The 16,843-nt window shown below is 62.5% G+C and carries 16 protein-coding genes; 9 read left to right on the plus strand and 7 right to left on the minus strand.

What is annotated here, in order from left to right:
- The first annotated feature begins 11 nt into the window (after window positions 1-11).
- The 4 genes from V1289_RS39000 (at window position 12) to V1289_RS39015 (ending at window position 5,183) form a co-directional block, all read left to right on the plus strand.
- Window positions 12-1,634: a helicase HerA-like domain-containing protein gene (locus V1289_RS39000; protein WP_334404308.1), complete on the plus strand. Its 1,623-nt coding sequence runs from the start codon at window positions 12-14 to the stop codon at window positions 1,632-1,634.
- Window positions 1,635-1,852: 218 nt separating this feature from the next.
- Window positions 1,853-3,184 (plus strand): glycosyltransferase family 87 protein, encoded by a 1,332-nt coding sequence (locus tag V1289_RS39005; RefSeq protein ID WP_334404310.1) that lies wholly within the window; start codon window positions 1,853-1,855, stop codon window positions 3,182-3,184.
- The gene (locus V1289_RS39010; RefSeq protein ID WP_334404312.1) at window positions 3,184-4,587 is read left to right on the plus strand and encodes a M20/M25/M40 family metallo-hydrolase; all 1,404 of its coding nucleotides are present in this window, start codon (window positions 3,184-3,186) and stop codon (window positions 4,585-4,587) included. The genes V1289_RS39005 and V1289_RS39010 overlap by 1 nt, the downstream gene beginning before the upstream one ends.
- Before the next feature lie 59 nt (window positions 4,588-4,646).
- On the plus strand, window positions 4,647-5,183 hold the full coding sequence (locus tag V1289_RS39015) for an REP-associated tyrosine transposase (RefSeq protein WP_334404314.1): 537 nt from the start codon (window positions 4,647-4,649) through the stop codon (window positions 5,181-5,183).
- 208 nt (window positions 5,184-5,391) lie between these two features.
- On the opposite strand, the gene V1289_RS39020 is transcribed toward V1289_RS39015, so the two are convergent.
- From V1289_RS39020 to V1289_RS39030, 3 genes are all read right to left on the minus strand, one after another.
- Entirely contained in the window at window positions 5,392-6,171 is a 780-nt protein-coding gene (locus V1289_RS39020) for a class II aldolase/adducin family protein (RefSeq protein WP_334404316.1), read from the minus strand.
- A 116-nt stretch (window positions 6,172-6,287) separates the two neighbouring features.
- Entirely contained in the window at window positions 6,288-7,937 is a 1,650-nt protein-coding gene (locus tag V1289_RS39025) for a glycosyltransferase family 39 protein (RefSeq protein WP_334404318.1), read from the minus strand.
- A gap of 51 nt (window positions 7,938-7,988) precedes the next feature.
- Complete coding sequence (locus V1289_RS39030) at window positions 7,989-8,291, minus strand: hypothetical protein (RefSeq protein WP_334404320.1); 303 nt, start codon at window positions 8,289-8,291, stop codon at window positions 7,989-7,991.
- On the opposite strand from V1289_RS39030, the gene V1289_RS39035 reads away from it, so the two are divergent.
- Complete coding sequence (locus V1289_RS39035; RefSeq protein WP_334404322.1) at window positions 8,278-9,180, plus strand: DUF308 domain-containing protein; 903 nt, start codon at window positions 8,278-8,280, stop codon at window positions 9,178-9,180. The two genes, V1289_RS39030 and V1289_RS39035, sit on opposite strands and share 14 nt — an antisense overlap.
- Window positions 9,181-9,353: 173 nt before the next feature.
- A complete protein-coding gene (locus V1289_RS39040) occupies window positions 9,354-9,767 on the plus strand; it encodes a MucR family transcriptional regulator (protein ID WP_309183808.1) in 414 nt (137 codons plus the stop codon).
- Between the two features lie 121 nt (window positions 9,768-9,888).
- On the opposite strand, the gene V1289_RS39045 is transcribed toward V1289_RS39040, so the two are convergent.
- Together V1289_RS39045 and V1289_RS39050 are read right to left on the minus strand one after the other, a co-directional pair.
- Window positions 9,889-10,317, minus strand: a complete 429-nt coding sequence (locus V1289_RS39045; protein ID WP_334404325.1) for a SufE family protein — start codon at window positions 10,315-10,317, stop codon at window positions 9,889-9,891.
- A gap of 181 nt (window positions 10,318-10,498) precedes the next feature.
- Window positions 10,499-10,891, minus strand: a complete 393-nt coding sequence (locus V1289_RS39050) for a DUF5330 domain-containing protein (RefSeq protein WP_334404327.1) — start codon at window positions 10,889-10,891, stop codon at window positions 10,499-10,501.
- A 422-nt stretch (window positions 10,892-11,313) separates the two neighbouring features.
- Here V1289_RS39050 and V1289_RS39055 point away from each other — a divergent pair, with 422 nt between their 5' ends.
- The gene (locus tag V1289_RS39055) at window positions 11,314-13,128 is read left to right on the plus strand and encodes a PAS domain-containing sensor histidine kinase (protein WP_334404329.1); all 1,815 of its coding nucleotides are present in this window, start codon (window positions 11,314-11,316) and stop codon (window positions 13,126-13,128) included.
- Window positions 13,121-13,897: a peptidoglycan-binding domain-containing protein gene (locus V1289_RS39060; protein ID WP_334404331.1), complete on the plus strand. Its 777-nt coding sequence runs from the start codon at window positions 13,121-13,123 to the stop codon at window positions 13,895-13,897. The genes V1289_RS39055 and V1289_RS39060 overlap by 8 nt, the downstream gene beginning before the upstream one ends.
- A 25-nt stretch (window positions 13,898-13,922) precedes the next feature.
- On the opposite strand, the gene V1289_RS39065 is transcribed toward V1289_RS39060, so the two are convergent.
- Window positions 13,923-14,862, minus strand: a protein-coding gene (locus V1289_RS39065; RefSeq protein ID WP_334397836.1) for an IS630 family transposase whose coding sequence is annotated in 2 segments (ribosomal slippage) — window positions 13,923-14,522 and window positions 14,524-14,862 — 939 coding nt in all. Because the reading frame shifts where the segments join, the coding sequence is not laid out codon by codon here.
- Between the two features lie 108 nt (window positions 14,863-14,970).
- Window positions 14,971-16,134, minus strand: coding sequence for an OpgC domain-containing protein (locus V1289_RS39070; RefSeq protein ID WP_334404332.1), 1,164 nt, complete (start codon window positions 16,132-16,134; stop codon window positions 14,971-14,973).
- Window positions 16,135-16,286: 152 nt separating this feature from the next.
- Between V1289_RS39070 and V1289_RS39075 the strand changes: the two genes are divergently transcribed.
- Window positions 16,287-16,631 carry a DUF1491 family protein gene (locus tag V1289_RS39075; protein ID WP_334404334.1) on the plus strand — a complete coding sequence of 115 codons (345 nt, stop codon included), beginning with the start codon at window positions 16,287-16,289 and terminating at the stop codon, window positions 16,629-16,631.
- The last annotated feature ends 212 nt before the right edge of the window (window positions 16,632-16,843 follow it).

Below are 16,843 nucleotides of genomic sequence, written 5' to 3' on the forward strand. Positions count from 1 at the left end.
GAGGCGATGCGATGGCCACCCCCGATAACAAAACCGCCGATACCGACGAGAAGATTTTTATCGGCAAGGGTGACGAGACAGTCTGGCTGACGCTCGCGCTTGCAAATCGGCACGGCCTCGTCACCGGCGCGACCGGAACCGGCAAGACCGTGTCGCTGCAGGTGATGGCGGAAGGGTTTGCGCGTGCCGGCGTTTCCGTTTTTGCGGCCGATATCAAGGGAGACTTGTCCGGGATCTCCGAAGTCGGCGAGGCCAAGGATTTTATCGTCAAGCGGGCAGGCGAGATGGGCCTGACCTTCCAGCCGGACCAGTTCTCGACGGTATTTTGGGACGTGTTTGGCGAACAAGGCCATCCGGTCCGCGCCACCGTCACGGAAATGGGGCCGTTGCTGCTGTCGCGGATGCTCGATCTGAACGACGTGCAGGAAGGTGTCCTCAATGTCGCGTTCCGTGTCGCGGACGAGAACGGCCTGGCGCTGATCGATATGAAAGATATTCGCGCGCTGTTGGACGCGATCGTCCCCGACACGACCAAGAAGGGTGCGGACGCCGACGAAGATCCGCTGGCGCCGATCCGACAGGCCGCGCAAGGCTACGGCAATGTCACCAGGGCGACGGTTGGAACCATTCAACGCCAGCTTCTGGTGCTGGAAAACCAGGGCGGGACGAAATTTTTCGGCGAGCCGGCACTGTCGCTGAAGGATTTCATGAAAACCGACCGTGACGGCCGGGGCATGGTCAATATCCTCGTCGCGGACAAGCTGATGCAGAGCCCGCGGCTCTATGCGACCTTCCTGTTGTGGATGCTGTCGGAACTGTTCGAGGAACTGCCGGAGGCCGGCGACCTGCCCAAACCGAAAATGGTGTTCTTCTTCGACGAGGCGCATCTGTTGTTCAACGATGCGCCGAAGGCTTTGATGGACAAGATCGAACAGGTGGTGCGGTTGATCCGTTCCAAGGGCGTCGGCGTTTATTTCGTCACGCAAAATCCGATCGACGTGCCGGACAAGGTGCTCGCTCAATTGGGCAACCGCGTGCAGCACGCGCTGCGCGCCTTCACGCCGCGCGATCAGAAGGCGGTGACCGCGGCGGCGCAAACTTTCCGGCCCAACCCGAAGCTCGATACCGCCCGGGTCATCATGGAACTCGGCAAGGGCGAAGCCCTGGTGTCGTTCCTTGAAGGGGGCGGCACGCCGGCGATGGTCGAGCGCGTCATGGTGCGGCCGCCATCGGCGCGGATCGGACCGATCACGCCGGAAGAGCGCAAGGTGATCATGGACAACAGTCCGGTGAAGGGTAAATACGACACGGCGATCGATGCCGAATCCGCTTATGAGATCCTGCAGAAGCGCGTCGCCGGGACGGCGGCGCCGGCGGATGGGTCGGATGGCGACAGTGGCGGCGGAATCCTTGGACAGATCGGCTCGATCGTCGGCACCATCTTCGGTACCAACGTATCGCGCGGCCGGATGTCGACCGGGCAGATCATCGCGCGAAGCGTCACGCGCTCGGTCACCAACAAGGTGGTCGGCGGCGCCGTCGCCGATCTCGGCAAATCGATGGGCGGCTCGATCGGCGGTTCGGTTGGGCGCGCGCTGGTGCGCGGCGCGCTCGGCGGATTGCTGCGGCGCTAGTGTCGCGCGGCCGTGCTACCTTCCGCGAAAGAAAGAATGGATTGCTTCGTCGCTCCGCTCCTCGCAATGACGGGTGAGGAGAGTTCCTTGCTCCAACAACGTCATTGCGAGCCAACGGGTCGCGCCAATGCGCGCCCGATGATAAACTCCGCGAAGCAATCCATGGTATCGCCGCTGAACCAAAGAATGGATAGCTTCCTGATGTCCGGGACGAGCTTGTGCTGAGATACCCATCGCTGCGAGCGCCGCTCGATATCCTGTTCTTGATCTGTTGTATCGCGCTGACGGCCGATGTCATCGCCCCCGAGATTTGGGGGCACGGCAAGACCAAGGACTATCCGCTCTGGTTCTGGGCCGGGCAGCAGGTGCTGCAGGGCAGGGATCTCTACCCCAGCGATCCCGGCGCCTATTTCGAATTCATCTATCCGCCGCTGCCCGCGGTCCTGCTCGCGGTGCCGAGCTTCTTCGGCAAGATACCGCTGTATCTGTGCCTCTCGTTGCTCAACGTCGTCGCCTGGTGGATGACGGCGCAATTCTCGCGCGCGATGACCGGATCGGACCGCAAGCCCGGGGTTTGGCTGGAAGCGTTGCCGGGCATCGTCACCGTGACCTTCGTGTTCGACATGTTCGATCTCGGCCAGCCGAACCTGATGCTGCTCGCGATGATGCTGTATGGGTTCTGGCTGCTGCGGCGGATGCGGCCATGGATGGCGGGCAGCATGTTTGCGCTGGCGACCGCGATCAAGGTTTTTCCAGTGGCGGTGTTGCCCTATCTCATCTGGCGCAAACAGTGGGCCGCAGCCGCCAGCATGGTGGTTTTCCTAGGGCTGTTTCTGTTCGTGCTTCCGGCGCCGTTCCGCGGTTACCAGCACAATGTCAGGGAGTTGAAGACCTGGTACCAGGGCATGATCGGGTCGAGTTCCGAGAAGGGCTTCGGGCAGCGCGACGAGCAGAACTGGTCGTGGGTCAATCAGTCCATCATCGCGATGACGCACCGGCTGACGCGCCCGGTCAATTACGGCCAGGACGATCCGACCCAAATCAAGCCCGCGCGCTACATGAATGTCGCCAATCTCGATTTCAAGACCGCGAACCTGATCGTCGTGGCGGTCTCGCTTCTGATCGGGCTCGGCTATCTCGCGGTGATGCCGAAGGCTTCGCGCCGGACCGAACGGTCCGACGCCGAAGAGATCGGCATCCTGTTTTGTCTGATGACGGTCGCCTCGCCGCTGGCCCGACAATATTATTTTATGTGGCTGTTCTTTCCGATGACCGTGCTGATGCATCGCGCCGCCTACGACCCGCGTCCGGCCGTCAGGGCCGGCACCTGGGCCTTGCTGGCCGTTGCAGGCGGTCTGATGATGCTGTCGCTTCCGGTGTTCCCGATCGATTTGCAGGCTTTCGGGAATAACCTCGCCGCAACCGTCGTGCTGGTGGCAGGGCTGGTCTGGCATATGCTGCATCCGCTCGTCGCAGATGCCTTGCCTCCGGCCGCAAGCGGGCTACAACGTGGCGCAGATCATAACGCCCACAGTCAGGGAATATCGTGATGTCCAACCCAAAGCTTCAGCCGGTCCTCGACCGTATCGACGCCGATTTCGACAACAGCCTCGAGCGGCTGTTTGCGCTGCTGCGGATCAAGTCGATCTCGGCCGATCCGGCCTTTGCCGGCGATTGCAAGTCGGCCGCCGATCATCTCGCCAAAGACATTGCGTCGCTTGGATTTGCGACCGAGGTCAGGCCGACCGCCGGTCATCCTGCCATTGTCGCCAAGGCCAATGGCAGCGCCGACGGCCGGCCGCATGTGCTGTTCTATGGCCATTATGATGTGCAGCCGGTCGATCCGCTCAATCTCTGGCATCGTCCACCGTTCGAGCCCATCGTTACCGATCACGCCGACGGACGAAAGATCATCGTCGCGCGCGGCGCCGAGGACGACAAGGGCCAGTTGATGACCTTTGTCGAGGCCTGCCGCGCCTGGAAGTCGGTGACGGGGTCGCTGCCGGTGGACGTCACCATCGTCATCGAAGGCGAGGAAGAAATCGGTTCGAAGAACTTTGTTCCATTTCTCGAAGCGAACAAGGCGGACCTCAAGGCCGACTTCGCGCTGGTCTGCGACACCGGCATGTGGGATCCGAACACCCCGGCGATCACCACGCAGCTGCGCGGGCTCGTCTATGACGAGGTCAAGATCAAGGCCGCCAATCGCGACCTGCATTCCGGAATCTTCGGCGGCGGCGCGCAAAATCCGATCAGGGTGCTGACCCGCATTCTAGGCAGCCTCCATGACGAGAGCGGCCACATTACCATTCCCGGCTTCTACGATGGCGTGAAGGATTTGCCGCCGGAAATCCTGGCGCAATGGAAAAACCTCAACCTCACGCCCGAATCGTTCCTGAAGCCGATCGGCCTCTCGCTTCCCGCCGGCGAAAAGGACCGCCTGCTGATCGAGCAGGTCTCCTCGCGTCCGACCTGCGACATCAACGGCATCATCGGCGGCTATACCGGCGAGGGTTCGAAAACGGTGATCCCCGCCGAAGCGTCGGCGAAGGTTTCATTCCGGCTGGTCGAGGGCCAGATCCCCGAAAAGATCCGCAAGGCTTTTCGCGACTATGTGACGTCGCGTTTGCCGGGCGATTGCAAGGCCGAGTTCACCGATCACTCCAACGCACCGGCGATTGCGCTCGACTGGAACATGAAGCCGCTGGCGGCTGCCAAGCGCGCGCTGACCGACGAATGGGGCAAGGAAGCGCTCCTGATCGGTTCCGGCGCCTCGATCCCGATCGTGGCGGATTTCAAGCGCACGCTCGGCCTCGATACCGTGTTGGTCGGCTTCGGTCTCGACGACGACAACATCCATTCGCCGAACGAGAAGTACGACCTGAAGAGCTTCCACAAGGGCATCCGCTCCTGGGCGCGGATCCTGGGGGCGTTCGCGGACGCGGCGAAATAGCGTCGTAGGATGGGTAGAGCGCAGCGAAACCCATCACCTTACCGCGCGAGCATGTGGCCATGACCGGCTACCGTCGCAACTTCATCCCCGGCGGCAGTTTCTTCTTTATCGTGAATCTGGCGGATCGACGGCTACGGCTGCTGACCGAACACGTCGATGAACTGCGCGCTGCATTTCGGGAGGTGCAGCGGCATCATCCGTTCACGACCGATGCCGTGGTTGTGCTGCCCGATCATCTACACACGGTCTGGACGCTGCCCGAGGGCGACGCTGATTTCGCAACGCGCTGGAGGCAGATCAAATCGGCGTTTTCCCGCAAGCTCGCACCCACCGAACCGATTTCAGAGAGTCGTGCGGCCAAAAATGAGCGCGGTATCTGGCAACGGCGCTACTGGGAGCACACGATTCGCGATGAAAACGATTTCGCGCGTCACGTAGACTACGTCCATGTTAATCCGGTCAAACATAGGCTTGTGACCCGCGTTAGAGATTGGCCGTATTCGTCGTTTCATCGCATGGTGAAGCTCGGAGTCTATCCCGAGGATTGGGCGGGCGATGTGGCGGAGCTCGGCGGGGATTTTGGCGAGCGATCATAGACAGTTTGATGGGTTTCGCTTCGCTCTACCCATCCTACGACGATATTTCGCCGCGTCCACGAACGCGCTCAGCCTGTAAGATGGGTAGAGCGAAGCGAAACCCATCACCATGTCTCCGAAAATAGAAACGCCGCCCGGAATTGGGCGGCGTTTTGATTCGGTCATGCAGAGGTCGTTGGACGCGATCTTACACGGAAACGGTAAAATTTCAATTCTTGTAGCTGGGGTCGATGCGGTCGAGCTTGCGCAGCAGCGGCGGCCAGACCAGCGTCGTCGAGCGCAATTCCGCGCGGTCGCGGTTCGAGAGCAGATTGGTGTTCTTGTCGACGACGGCTTCGTCGACCGGATAGGCGGAAGGCCCCAGCATGCGGGTGCGGACCTGCATGGTGCAGGCGCGTTCCAGATGATACATGCGCTCGAAGGCGGAGGCGACCGAGCGGCCGACCGTCATCGTGCCGTGATTGCGCAACAGCATGTGGTTCTTGTTGCCGAGATCCCTTTGCAGGCGAGGGCGCTCGTCATGATCGAGCGCGATGCCTTCATAATCGTGATAGGCGAGATCGAAGGTGACGAGCTGCGCGGTCTGGTTCAGCGGCAGCAGGCCCTCCATGCAGCTTGAGACCGCGGTGCCGTCGGGGGTGTGGAGATGCAGCACGCAGCCGGCGTCCTCGCGGACTTCATGGATCGCCGAATGGATCGTGAAGCCGGCCGGGTTGATGCTGTAGTCGCTCTTGGTAAGCTGGTTGCCGTCGAGATCGACCTTGACCAGGCTCGAAGCGGTGATTTCGTCGAACATCAGCCCGTAGGGGTTGATCAGGAAGTGATGGTCCGGTCCCGGCACGCGCGCCGAGATGTGGGTGTCGACCAGATCGTCCCAGCCGTACAGCGCGACCAGGCGATAGCAGGCTGCGAGATTGACGCGCTGGTTCCACTCCGCATCCGTCATGTCCGACGACACTTCCTTCCGGCGAGCTTCGGCGGGCGACATGAGGTATCTCCGTGTGAATGGCTGATTTGACCGCGAGTCTAGCCCTGCGCCCGGTCCGCAGCAAGGCGCGGGCCCGGGGTGGCAGATATGCTTTCGGACGGTGAGTGAGTGCCGCCTTACGGCGCCGGTATCGAGAGCAGGCTGGAGATGCTGCGGCCGCGGATGTCGTAGACGCGGGCAAACACCACGTCGTCGCGCTTGATCTCCACCAGCACCGGCGCGGTCAGGCCTTTGCAGTAGAACTCGCCGAGCGTCATGGCGAAATCGGCGGAATGGCTGTCCCAGCCGATGGTGAAATCCGGACCAAGCGCGACCTGCGCCGGCCGCTGCGGACCGCAGACCGCGACCTTCCACTTGCGACCGTGGGGCGGCGCTTCCTGCCGCTCGGTCAGTTCCTCGCGCAGGCCGTCGGAAGCCTGCTTCAGCGCCAGACCCCAGTAATCCAGCATGAACAGATCATCGGCGGCGCGCACGGTGCCGGCGATATGGTTGAAGTGCGTGTATTGATAGGGATGCAGGCGGATCATTTCGCCGAGCGGCAGCAGCAAGCCGAACGCGAACACCGCCAACGCCACCGGCTGCCAGCTGCGGCGGTTCTCCCGCAGCCGGTCCATGCCGCGGGCGAAGGCGAGGCCCGCGAGCACCGTCATCGGCGGGATCACGAAAATGAAATGGCGGATGCCGTTGTAGAGCGCCGGCCGCTTCACCATCGCAATCACGAGCGGCAGCGTCGCCGCCAGCGTCAGCATCAGCAGGACCGTCTTGCGGCGGCCCGGCACGTCAGGCCGCGACAGCGACATCAACGTGCCGACGACGCCGGCAACCAACAGCGCGAGCAGCACTTCGGGAAGCTGCAGCGCGAACAGCGTCGGCAGATAGGACCACGGCATGTCCGGGACCGACACCAGCGCGCCGTCGAACATTTCCTTCCAGGGCTTTTCGAAGAAATGCGAGAAATAGGTCAGCGCTTCGAACGGGTGTCCCGGCTCCATGATCGACCATGGCCAGATCAGGCCCATGACGAGATAGCCGAACGCGAGACCCGGCAGCAGCACGTAAATCACATGGGCAAAGCGATGTGCCGCTTCGCGCGCTCCCTGCGTGCGGTATTCCTCGAGCAGCAGCGGCACGAAACCGGCCACCGCGTAGACCAGGGCCAGCCCGCCGAGCACCCGGCAGCCGATCGAAAGGCCGGCGCCAAATCCGACGATCAGGATGGTTCGCGGCGACGGCTGAGGATACTCCTCCGCCAACCGGACCAGGCCAAGGATCAGGATCACCATCGCCACCGCGAAAGGCGCGTCCTTCGGGTTCATGAACATGTGGCCGTAGAAGGTCGGGCACAGCGCCAGCAACAGCAACGTGGCGAGGCCGGCGAGCGGGCCGCCGACGCGCCGTCCGAGCCGCCATGTCACGGCAAGGCCGATGACGCCGACGACGGCGCCGAGCAGGCGGCGCGTTTCAAATAGCTCTAACGGGATGACCTTGTGCAGCAATGCGGCGGCCATGTCGAAGCCGCCGCCATACATATAGAGGTTGGCGAACGACAGCGCGCCGGTATCCCTGAACCCGGAACCGTACATGCGCAGCAGGAGGTCGGCATATTCGGCGTGGGTATAATCGTCCCACCCCAGTCCGTAATCGCGGAAGGTAAGACCAGCGACCAAAGCGACCGCGCCCAGCACAATGATGGCGAGCTCTTCGCAAGTCCGCTCCACCGAGCGCCTCGCCGGCGTTTCGATGGCCGAAGTCGTGATGGATGACATGGCTATTGGTAACCCGGCGTCCCTTTGGCCCAGCGTTGGCGCTTTTGGGCCTCATTCCCCGGCATCCATATAGCGCAGTTCCCTTTCCAAGTAATTGGCAATTGTGGCGTAATTTTCCTGATGCAACGCAACATATGGCATATCAATTGGTAGACGGTAAAAATACGGGCGGGGCCGGGCGGACCGGCGAGCCGCAAAGTGTTGACCGGAATCTTCCAGCCGAGGGCCGATTTTGGGGAACCGGCTCCGTAATTGCAGGTTGGCGATGCACACAATATGACGGTATCGTGGCGTTGGCGGCTTGCGAGTGTTTCGAGCGCGGCTGCAGGGGGTGAGTTCGATGATGGTTGTCATGTTGGTCGCCGGGTTTGGCTTCGTTTTGGCGGGCCTGCTGGCGATCGGCTTCGGTATCCCGGTCAAGGAGTTCAGTTTCGGCAATACGCTGATTCTCACGGGCGTGATCGGGGTTTGCACCGGCGTGATCATGCTCGGCCTTTGGATGGCCGTGCGGGAGCTGAAAAACGTCGCGCGGCGGCTTGGCGCGGGAATCTCGGCCGAACCGCACGGGGAAGTCGTGGCACAGCCGCTGGCCCCGCGCGCGCCAGCGCCGGGCGATGGCGGCTTCCTGTTCAGTCGCGACCAGCCGCCCGCAGCCGAGCAAGCCGGCCACGCCGAACCGGCCGTGCCCGCAGCGCCGCGGCCGTGGCATGAAGAAGTCGCCTCGCGCGATCGCCCGCGCAACGAGGTGCCGCCAGAGAGCGAGCCGGCCGAGGCCGCACCGCCCGCCAAGCCAAAGCGCAACCTGCTGTTTTCCTCGTCGTCGCGGAAAGAGCGCGAGCGCGCCCAGACCCGAACCAGCGAACCGTTGCCGCCGGATATCCTGTCACCGGAGTTTCGCCCCAATCCACCGGCCGCACCTCCGCCGCTCGAAGCAACCGAAGCGCCGCCCGCATCCTTCGACACTGCCTGGCCAAAATCGGAACGGCCGAGGCCGCCTGGCGAGGTCCCGCCGCAGCGGTGGAGTCCCAGGCCACCCTCGACGCCATCCTCGACATTCAGCGAAAATGCCGCCACCGGGCGAAACGAGGATCAGCCGCAGGTCACGGTCCTGAAGTCAGGCGTTGTCGACGGGATGGCCTATTCGCTCTATTCCGACGGTTCGATCGAGGCGCAAATGCCGGAAGGCATGATGCGCTTTGCCTCGATCGACGAATTGCGCTCGCACCTCGATCAGCGCCCCTGAGCGGGCAATACTTGCAGCAAAATCCATTTTGAAAATAAAACACCGTTGTTCTTGTCAGATTCCCGGCGATCCGCTCATATTCGTCAAGTCGTGCAAGGTTCCGCAGCGTATAGACGTGGCCGGATACTGTCAGAATCGCGCGGCCCGTCCGCAATCCGAGGGAAGGTTGAGCCATGACCGATGCCGCCGGCAAGACGCCAGTTGAACTCACCGCCAGTATCGTATCGGCCTATCTCAGCAACAATCCGACCCAGGCATCGGAAATTCCGAACCTGATCAGCCAGGTTCATGCCGCGCTGATGCGGGTATCGACCGGCCGGGTCGAGGCGCCGCTCGAGCCGGCAAAGCCCGCGGTTTCCATCAAGAAATCGATGACGCCGGAATATCTGGTCTGTCTCGAGGACGGCAAGCGCTTCAAGTCGCTGAAGCGCCATCTGCGCACGCAGTACAACATGACGCCGGAGCAATACCGCGACAAATGGGGGCTTCCGGCCGACTATCCAATGGTCGCGCCGAATTATGCGGTGGCCCGTTCGCAGCTCGCCAAGAAGATGGGGCTCGGCCAGCAGCAGCGGAAGCGGAAGTAGCTCGTCATTGCGAGGAGCGAAGCGACGAAGCAATCCATGGTTTGCGGCACTATGGATTGCTTCGCGGAGCCTGTCATCGGGCGCGCATTCTCGCGACCCGTTGGCCCGCAATGACGGGCTTTCAGGAAGCGGCGGCGAGCGCCTCACGCGCATCGGAGCGAATGCGCTCGACCATGGAACGCAGGCCGTTGGAGCGCTGCGGCGTCAGGTGCTCACGGAAACCGAATTCGTCGAACACTGCGATGGCATCGGTCGCGAGGATTTGCCGCGGCGTATGGCCGGAATACAGCGTCAGCAGGATCGCAATCAGGCCGCGGACGATGTGGGCGTCGCTGTCGCCGAGATAATTCAATCGCGGTTCGCGATTGCCGCTGCGATCGATCTGCTTCGAAAGCCAGACCTGGCTGGCGCAGCCATTGACCTTGTTGGTCGCGGAATGCTCGGCCTCCGGCATCGGCGCCAGCATACGGCCGAGTTCGATGACGTACCGGTAGCGGTCGTCCCACTCGTCCAGCAGCGCAAAATTATCCCTGATTTCGTCGATCGTCATCGTGGCCTGCGTCCAATTCCGATAGCGTTTTCGAGCGAAGTGGATACCGCGTAAAGAAAACGCGTCAAACAAACACTAGAGCCTGGTTCTGGCTCGCCAGAGCCAGGCTCTAAACAGTTATATAGGATCGCAGGCGGCCGAAAGCGACGAAAATGGAGCCAGTTCCGCGCCTAATTTGCGGTCACGGCGTCGGCGGCACGCGCCATTCGACCATCATATCGTCCAGCGTCAGCGTGTCGCGGGGCGCTGCGACGGTGCGCGGAGCGTCGATATTCTCGCCACCGCTGATCGAGCCGGTGTGATCGGGCGCCTTCTTGTCGGTGATGATCTGATACAGCTTGCGGGCGCCCTGGGTCGCGCGCTGGCCGATGACGGTTGCGGCCTGGCCGCCGACTTCGCAGGCCGCCGGCTGGCGCTTGCAAAATTGGCTCATGTCGGACACGGCTGCGGACGCAGCCGACACGGCCTCGGACGCGCCGATCTGCGGCATCTTGTCCGATTCAGGTGTCTTTTCCCTGGGCAACAGCACGAGCACCAGCCCGAGCCAGAATGCCATGCGAAGCAGGAAAAACATCTCGCGACCCCGATGATTTCTTTTGGTTGAATTGCGGTTGATGCCGCCGTTTGCTCCTGACTAGCAGCCGTCGATAAATCGTAAGTGTTTGCATTGAGGTAAACTCGCCGAAAATTGGCTGAAAATCCGACTGATTTGATTCGATGTAAATTTTCGATTGATATCGTCTTGGCGCATGAACTCCGCTCGCCCTGTGCGTCCACCATTTCGAAACCATAGCGTGAACGCGCTGGAAACCCGACGTTCACCATCCGCGTCGAATGCGCATCGCATCGTGCGTCAAACCCCCGCGAATGTCAGGTGTTTGGCGGCCGGCCGCCGCACCTTAGTGTTCGCTTAAGTTCGCTCTGACACGGTGGGGCAAAGATAAAGGGGGCGTTCCGGCGCGTCTGTTCGACGAACAAGCCGAAGCGCAAGTAACCGTGAGTGTTTTGAGTATCATCCGCGATTGTCTCGATGCGCTGCTGCACCCGTCGGCGCGGTATGACGCGTTGACGCGCGCGCGTCATCGCGCGTTCATGGCGCCGCGGTTGCTCGGCAGCCTCGCACTGCTTGCCGCATTTCCGGTATTTCTCGCGATGCGCGGCGCGCCCACCGCACTCGAGGTCGCCGCATTCGCCTGGCTGATCGCACCCATTCTATTGTCGTGGTTTCTGTCGCGTACCGGCCGTTACGAAGGCGCACATGTGCTGTCGTCGCTGGCGCTGGCGGGTTTCGTCATGGTGGTCGCGGCGGCCACCGGCGGCATCGAATCCTTTGCCGCGGTCTGGCTGATCGTCATTCCGCTCGAGGCCGCGCTCTCGGCCTCGCGCCGGGTGGTAGCGTTTTCGTTCGCACTGGCGATGTCGTGCGCGGCGCTTTTGATCGTGCTCGGCCATTACCACATGCTGCCGGTGCCGGATCTTGGCACCGCGCTGCGCGGCGCACTGACCGGGTTTGGCGTGGTATCGGCGATCTTCTATGCGGCCGGTCTTGCCTTCGGCGCCGAATCGCTGGCGCGCACCACCGTGTCGCTGCTCTATGTCGAGGAAGACCGCTACCGCCTGCTGGCGCGCAATATGAGCGACATGATTTCGCGCCATAGCCGCAACGGCGCGGTGCAGTTCGTTTCGCCCGCAGCCGAGACCATGGTTGGGGCGCCGGTCGCCCGGCTGCTCGGCCATGGCCTGTTCGACCGCGTCCATGTCGCCGATCGCCCAGCCTATCTGACCGCGCTGTCGGATGCCGCGCGGGGCGGCGAGGCGCGAAGCGTCGAGTTCAGGCTGCGGCGCGATGCCGTCCGCGGCCAGAACCAACCCGCCGATTTCATCTGGGTCGAGATGCGGTGCCGGCCGCTCGAGCAGGCATCTGGCGAAGCCGAGGTTGTCGCCGTCATGCGCGACGTCACCGACCGCAAGGTCCAGGAAGAGGCGCTCGAACTGGCGCGCATCGCCGCCGAGCAGGCGGATGCGTCCAAGACCCGCTTCCTTGCCACCATGAGCCATGAACTGCGCACGCCGCTGAACGCCATCATCGGATTTTCCGAGATGATCGTGCAGGAGGACGTGCTGATGATCGATGCTGCGCGCCGCAAGGAATATGCCCAGCTGATCAACGATTCCGGCCAGCATCTGCTGTCGGTGGTCAACGGCATCCTCGACATGTCCAAGATGGAAACGGGTAATTTCGAGATATCGCCGGAACCGTTCGCGCCGCGCGCAGCCCTGCTCAACTGCTGCAACCTGCTGGCGCTGAAGGCGCGGGAAAGCGGCGTCGATCTCGTCACCCGCGCGCCGGAAGATTTGCCCGTCATGAACGGCGATCCGCGCGCATTCAAGCAAATCGCGCTGAACCTCGTCGCCAACGCCATCAAGTTCACCGAGCGCGGCGGCAGCGTGACGGTCTCGGCCGTGGTCGAGGGATCGCGTCTGATGCTGCGCGTCGCCGACACCGGGGTCGGCATCGCCGCCGACGACCTCAAGCGGATCGGCGATCCCTTCTTCCAGGCCGGCAAGACCTATCAGCGCAAGCACGAAGGCACCGGCCTCGGATTGTCGATCGTGAAAGGCCTGGTCGGATTGCACAATGGCGAGATCAATGTGCAGAGCAAGGTCGGCGAGGGAACCACGGTGACCGTTGCGCTGCCGCTTTCGTTCACGCCACAGGCGCGAGAGCCGTCGAGCAATATCGCGACGCTGAAGCCGGCGCTGCGATCCGGATTACAAGACCAAGCCCATCAGGTGAAGAAAAGTGCCTAGAAAGATTGCCGATGACGATTTGATGCCCCGCCGCCGGCGTGGCGCTAAGGCGGTTGCGATCGAAGCCGAGGAGGAGCGCGGCCTTGTGATGCGCATCCTGCTGCACAGTCCGAAGGATATGGTGGCCGGCGCGCTGGCCGTCGCCGCGGTCTTGGCCATCATCACCAATGCGCTGTTCCTGCAGGCCGGCCGTCATCCGTCGCCAATGTTCGGCGGATCGGTCGTCACGCTGCCGCCGCCCGCGCCCCCGGTAGCCGTCGCAAGCCCGTTGCCGCGTCCGCGCCCGGTCGAAGTTGCGGTGAGACCCGCAGAGCCCGCGCCCGCAGAACCGAAGGCGGCCGAGGTCAAGCCGGTCGAGGTGAAGACCTCAGATCCCAAGACCTCAGATCCCAAGACCTCGGATCCCATGACCAATCTGGTGGTCAAATCGACCAGTTCGGCTCCCGCTGCAGCTTCCAACGCGGCCAATCCGGTGGTCAAACCGACCAGCGCTGCTCCCATTGCTGCTTTGAACGTCGTGCGGCCGCCGGCGCCGATCCCGTCCCATGGCGACATCACCCAATCCACCGCCGCACACCGCATAGCGGCGGTGCAGCGCGCGCTCACCCAATATGGCTACGGCCAGTTGAGGCCGACCGGCACCATCGGTTCGGACACCCAGGCCGCGATCTCGAAATTCGAGCGCGACCGCAAGCTCCCGGTGACCGGACAGATATCGGAACGCGTGGTGAAGGAACTCGCTGCGATGATCGGGCATCCGATCGACTAGAGCGCTTTCCACTTGATATGGGTCACTACGCGTATCCGGCATGTCGAAAGTAGTTCGCGCACTGCTCGGGTGCAAATGTCTTGATGAGCCTGCCGATCAGCTTCATCAGCGTTGTCACGGTGCGAGCGGCCCCCTTGCGCAGCGCTGTCTTTAGCTTCGAGAATGCCATTTCGATCGGATTGAGGTCGGGCGAGTAGGCCGGCAAATAGCGCACCTTGGCGCCGACCGCTTCGACCGCCTGGCGAACGCCGTCGATCTTGTGGGTGCGCAGGTTATCCATGAATACGATATCGCCTTTGCGCAGCGTCGGCGCGAGGATCTGCTCAACATAAGCGAGGAACGATGGCCCATCCATCGCGCCGTCAATGACATAAGGCGCCGTCAGGCCATTGATGCGCAGCGCGGCAACGAGCGTCAGCGTCTTCCAGTGGCCGTGCGGCACGCTCGCAACGAGACGCTCGCCACGCGGTGAGCGGCCGCGATGCCGGACCATCTTGGTCGTAACCGCCGTCTCGTCGATGAAGACGAGGCGCGGCGCATCAAGCTTGGATTGCTCGACCCTCAGCGCGGCACGCGCTGCAGCGACATCAGGACGATCCTGTTCGGCGGCGTGCAGAGTTTTTTTTGAACGTGATGTCGTGGCGTTCGTAGAAGCGCCAGACCGAGGTCGTACCGGTTTTCAGCCGCTTCTCGGACTTGAGCCGCGCGCGAATCTCTTCGAGCGTCAAGTCCGGCTCCGCTGCGACCAGATCAAGCAGCCATTGGCGATGCGCCTCGAGCGGCGAGCGGCTGTGGCCCGTGCCGGGCAATGCCGCTACACTGCCCGTTGTCGCCCAGCGCTCGATCCAGCGGATTGCGGTCGAGGCGCCGAGACCGAGCACCCGCGCCGCTTCCCGTCTGCTCTCGCCGTCTTCGACAAGCGCGACCGCCCGCGCCCTGAGGTCTTTCGAGTATCCCTTCGCCATCGCGCGACCTCGCCGTTGCTGTCAAAGCAACTCGAATCTGATTTGCGCGCCTCTGGGAACCCCCTTACTGTTCCGATTCACATCAACCGAAAACCGCTCTAGGTCACGTCACGCCGTTTCCGGTGCGGCTGCCTTGCGCGGCGCGAAGTGATCCGGGAGCGCCTTGAACTTGTCCAATACCCAGGCCACGCCCACCATCGCCGCCATACCGGCAACGCTGACGAGGATCTGGGCGGCGATATCGCCTTCGATCTGGACAAGGAACCAGTGCGCGGCGAATGACAGGAAGACGCCGAGGCAGAAGATCGGCAGCGAGTGCTGCCCGACGAGAACGAGCGGGCGCAGCAGGCTTGAGCGCAGGGCCGGCCAGTTGCGCGGCACATAGCGCACGAACACCACCGCCAGCGCCAGGAAGTGGATCAGCCGGAACATGTCGAGATCGGATTTGTCGATCGGATAGATGACATGGATCAGCCACTTCGGGATCATCGCATCCAGCGCCGGAAGGTGCCAGGTCATCACGATCAGGAACGAGAACGCGATCCAGACGAGGGCCAGGATCAGCACGGCGCGCGACCGGATGAATGCCGCAATCTCCGCGGCTCCGTTGAGGCCGCACCAGGTCCCGAACACGAACAGCAGCTGCCAGGCGAACGGGTTGAAGTACCAGTTTCCTCCCGGAAACGAAGGCAGATTCCAGTCGAAATAACGTGCCAGTACGTAAAAGACCGCGGAGCCGAGCAGGGTCCAGCGTGGAATTTTGACGAGGCCCCACAGGATCGCCGGCAACGCGAGTACCAGCACGATATAGAGCGGCAGCACGTCGAGATCGACGGGCTTGAACTTCAACATCAGGGTTTGCCCGATCATCACGTCGGGGTGCTCGAGAAACAGAAAGATGTTGTACTCATCCCCGTACATCGGATTGTCGAAGCGGCGAGCGGCGCGCGCGATCTGCGCAACAAAAAACAGAAACAGGAAAATATGCGCGACGTAGAGATGCCAGGCCCGCTTCAGTAGTCGCTTGGTGGCGGCGAGGAGCTGTCCGTTGGCAACTGCCGGCCCGTAGACGAAGCCGGCGGTATATCCGGAAATGAAGACGAAGAATTCGGCGGCGTCGCTGAAGCCGTAGTTGCGCAGCGTCAACCAGCTGACGATGTCGTAGGGGATGTGATCGAGAAAGACCATCCACTGTCCGATGCCCCGCATCAGATCAAGCCTGAGATCCCGCTCGGCCGGGCCCAGGAGACCATCATCATTTTGATCAGCCATCCCGCTTCTACCTCCCCCGTACGGCGAAGTGTGCGTAACTTGCCCCCGCGATACAAGCGCAAACAGACGACGTCGCTGACCCCGGCGGCAGCCGCGCGGCCTGGGGATCAGGGTACTAGCTTCAAAATATCCGCTGGCCTATCGTCGGCCCCATGCGACTGAAATCAAGCATCTGGGTGGCGGCCTATCTGCGCCGCTGCCAAACCGAGGGAATCTTCGGCGCCGTACGCCGGCGTGGCGCCGAAGAAGCCGGCGCTGTCTTCGTCAAGGTGGCGACGCTTGACGGCAATGCCATGCTGTATGCGCCCGCGCCGCAGACCGTCTATGACGAGAGCCGGCCGGCCGAGCGCTTCTTCACGCCGGCCTCGCCGCAGCCGGTGCCCGAGCAATCCGTGGAAGAGCGTCTGGCCAAGGAAATCCGCTTCGACCCGGATGCCTGGATCGTCGAGACCGAGGACCGGGCAGGGCGGCACTTTCTCGATCTCGCCAAGGCTTAGGGCGTGAACACATAAATTCACAGCGGTTGGTCGACGTCCGCTTTGGTGCGCATTCCGGACTCAAGTCGGACATCGTGTGAGGTCCGACAAGTACCAACGGCGGACAATAGTTACTCGCTCAGCGACCGCGCGAGCCCAAATGATCAGCCACGACGGATCAACTGATTTCCACTCTTGGTCTGGCTTTGCTGCAGTGAGGCGTTTCCTCGACT

It is taken from the genome of Bradyrhizobium sp. AZCC 2289, assembly GCF_036924615.1.
Classification (GTDB): domain Bacteria; phylum Pseudomonadota; class Alphaproteobacteria; order Rhizobiales; family Xanthobacteraceae; genus Bradyrhizobium.

Excerpts from the sequence above, each read along its gene's own strand:
- V1289_RS39030 (WP_334404320.1), bottom strand. The coding sequence starts at position 8,291 with ATGACAACCATCATCGAACTCACCCCCTGCAGCCGCGCTCGAAACACT.
- V1289_RS39000 (WP_334404308.1), top strand. The coding sequence starts at position 12 with ATGGCCACCCCCGATAACAAAACCGCCGATACCGACGAGAAGATTTTT.
- V1289_RS39010 (WP_334404312.1), top strand. The coding sequence starts at position 3,184 with ATGTCCAACCCAAAGCTTCAGCCGGTCCTCGACCGTATCGACGCCGAT.
- V1289_RS39070 (WP_334404332.1), bottom strand. The coding sequence starts at position 16,134 with ATGGCTGATCAAAATGATGATGGTCTCCTGGGCCCGGCCGAGCGGGAT.
- V1289_RS39050 (WP_334404327.1), bottom strand. The coding sequence starts at position 10,891 with ATGTTTTTCCTGCTTCGCATGGCATTCTGGCTCGGGCTGGTGCTCGTG.
- V1289_RS39025 (WP_334404318.1), bottom strand. The coding sequence starts at position 7,937 with ATGTCATCCATCACGACTTCGGCCATCGAAACGCCGGCGAGGCGCTCG.
- V1289_RS39035 (WP_334404322.1), top strand. The coding sequence starts at position 8,278 with ATGATGGTTGTCATGTTGGTCGCCGGGTTTGGCTTCGTTTTGGCGGGC.
- V1289_RS39040 (WP_309183808.1), top strand. The coding sequence starts at position 9,354 with ATGACCGATGCCGCCGGCAAGACGCCAGTTGAACTCACCGCCAGTATC.
- V1289_RS39045 (WP_334404325.1), bottom strand. The coding sequence starts at position 10,317 with ATGACGATCGACGAAATCAGGGATAATTTTGCGCTGCTGGACGAGTGG.
- V1289_RS39015 (WP_334404314.1), top strand. The coding sequence starts at position 4,647 with ATGACCGGCTACCGTCGCAACTTCATCCCCGGCGGCAGTTTCTTCTTT.
- V1289_RS39075 (WP_334404334.1), top strand. The coding sequence starts at position 16,287 with ATGCGACTGAAATCAAGCATCTGGGTGGCGGCCTATCTGCGCCGCTGC.
- V1289_RS39020 (WP_334404316.1), bottom strand. The coding sequence starts at position 6,171 with ATGTCGCCCGCCGAAGCTCGCCGGAAGGAAGTGTCGTCGGACATGACG.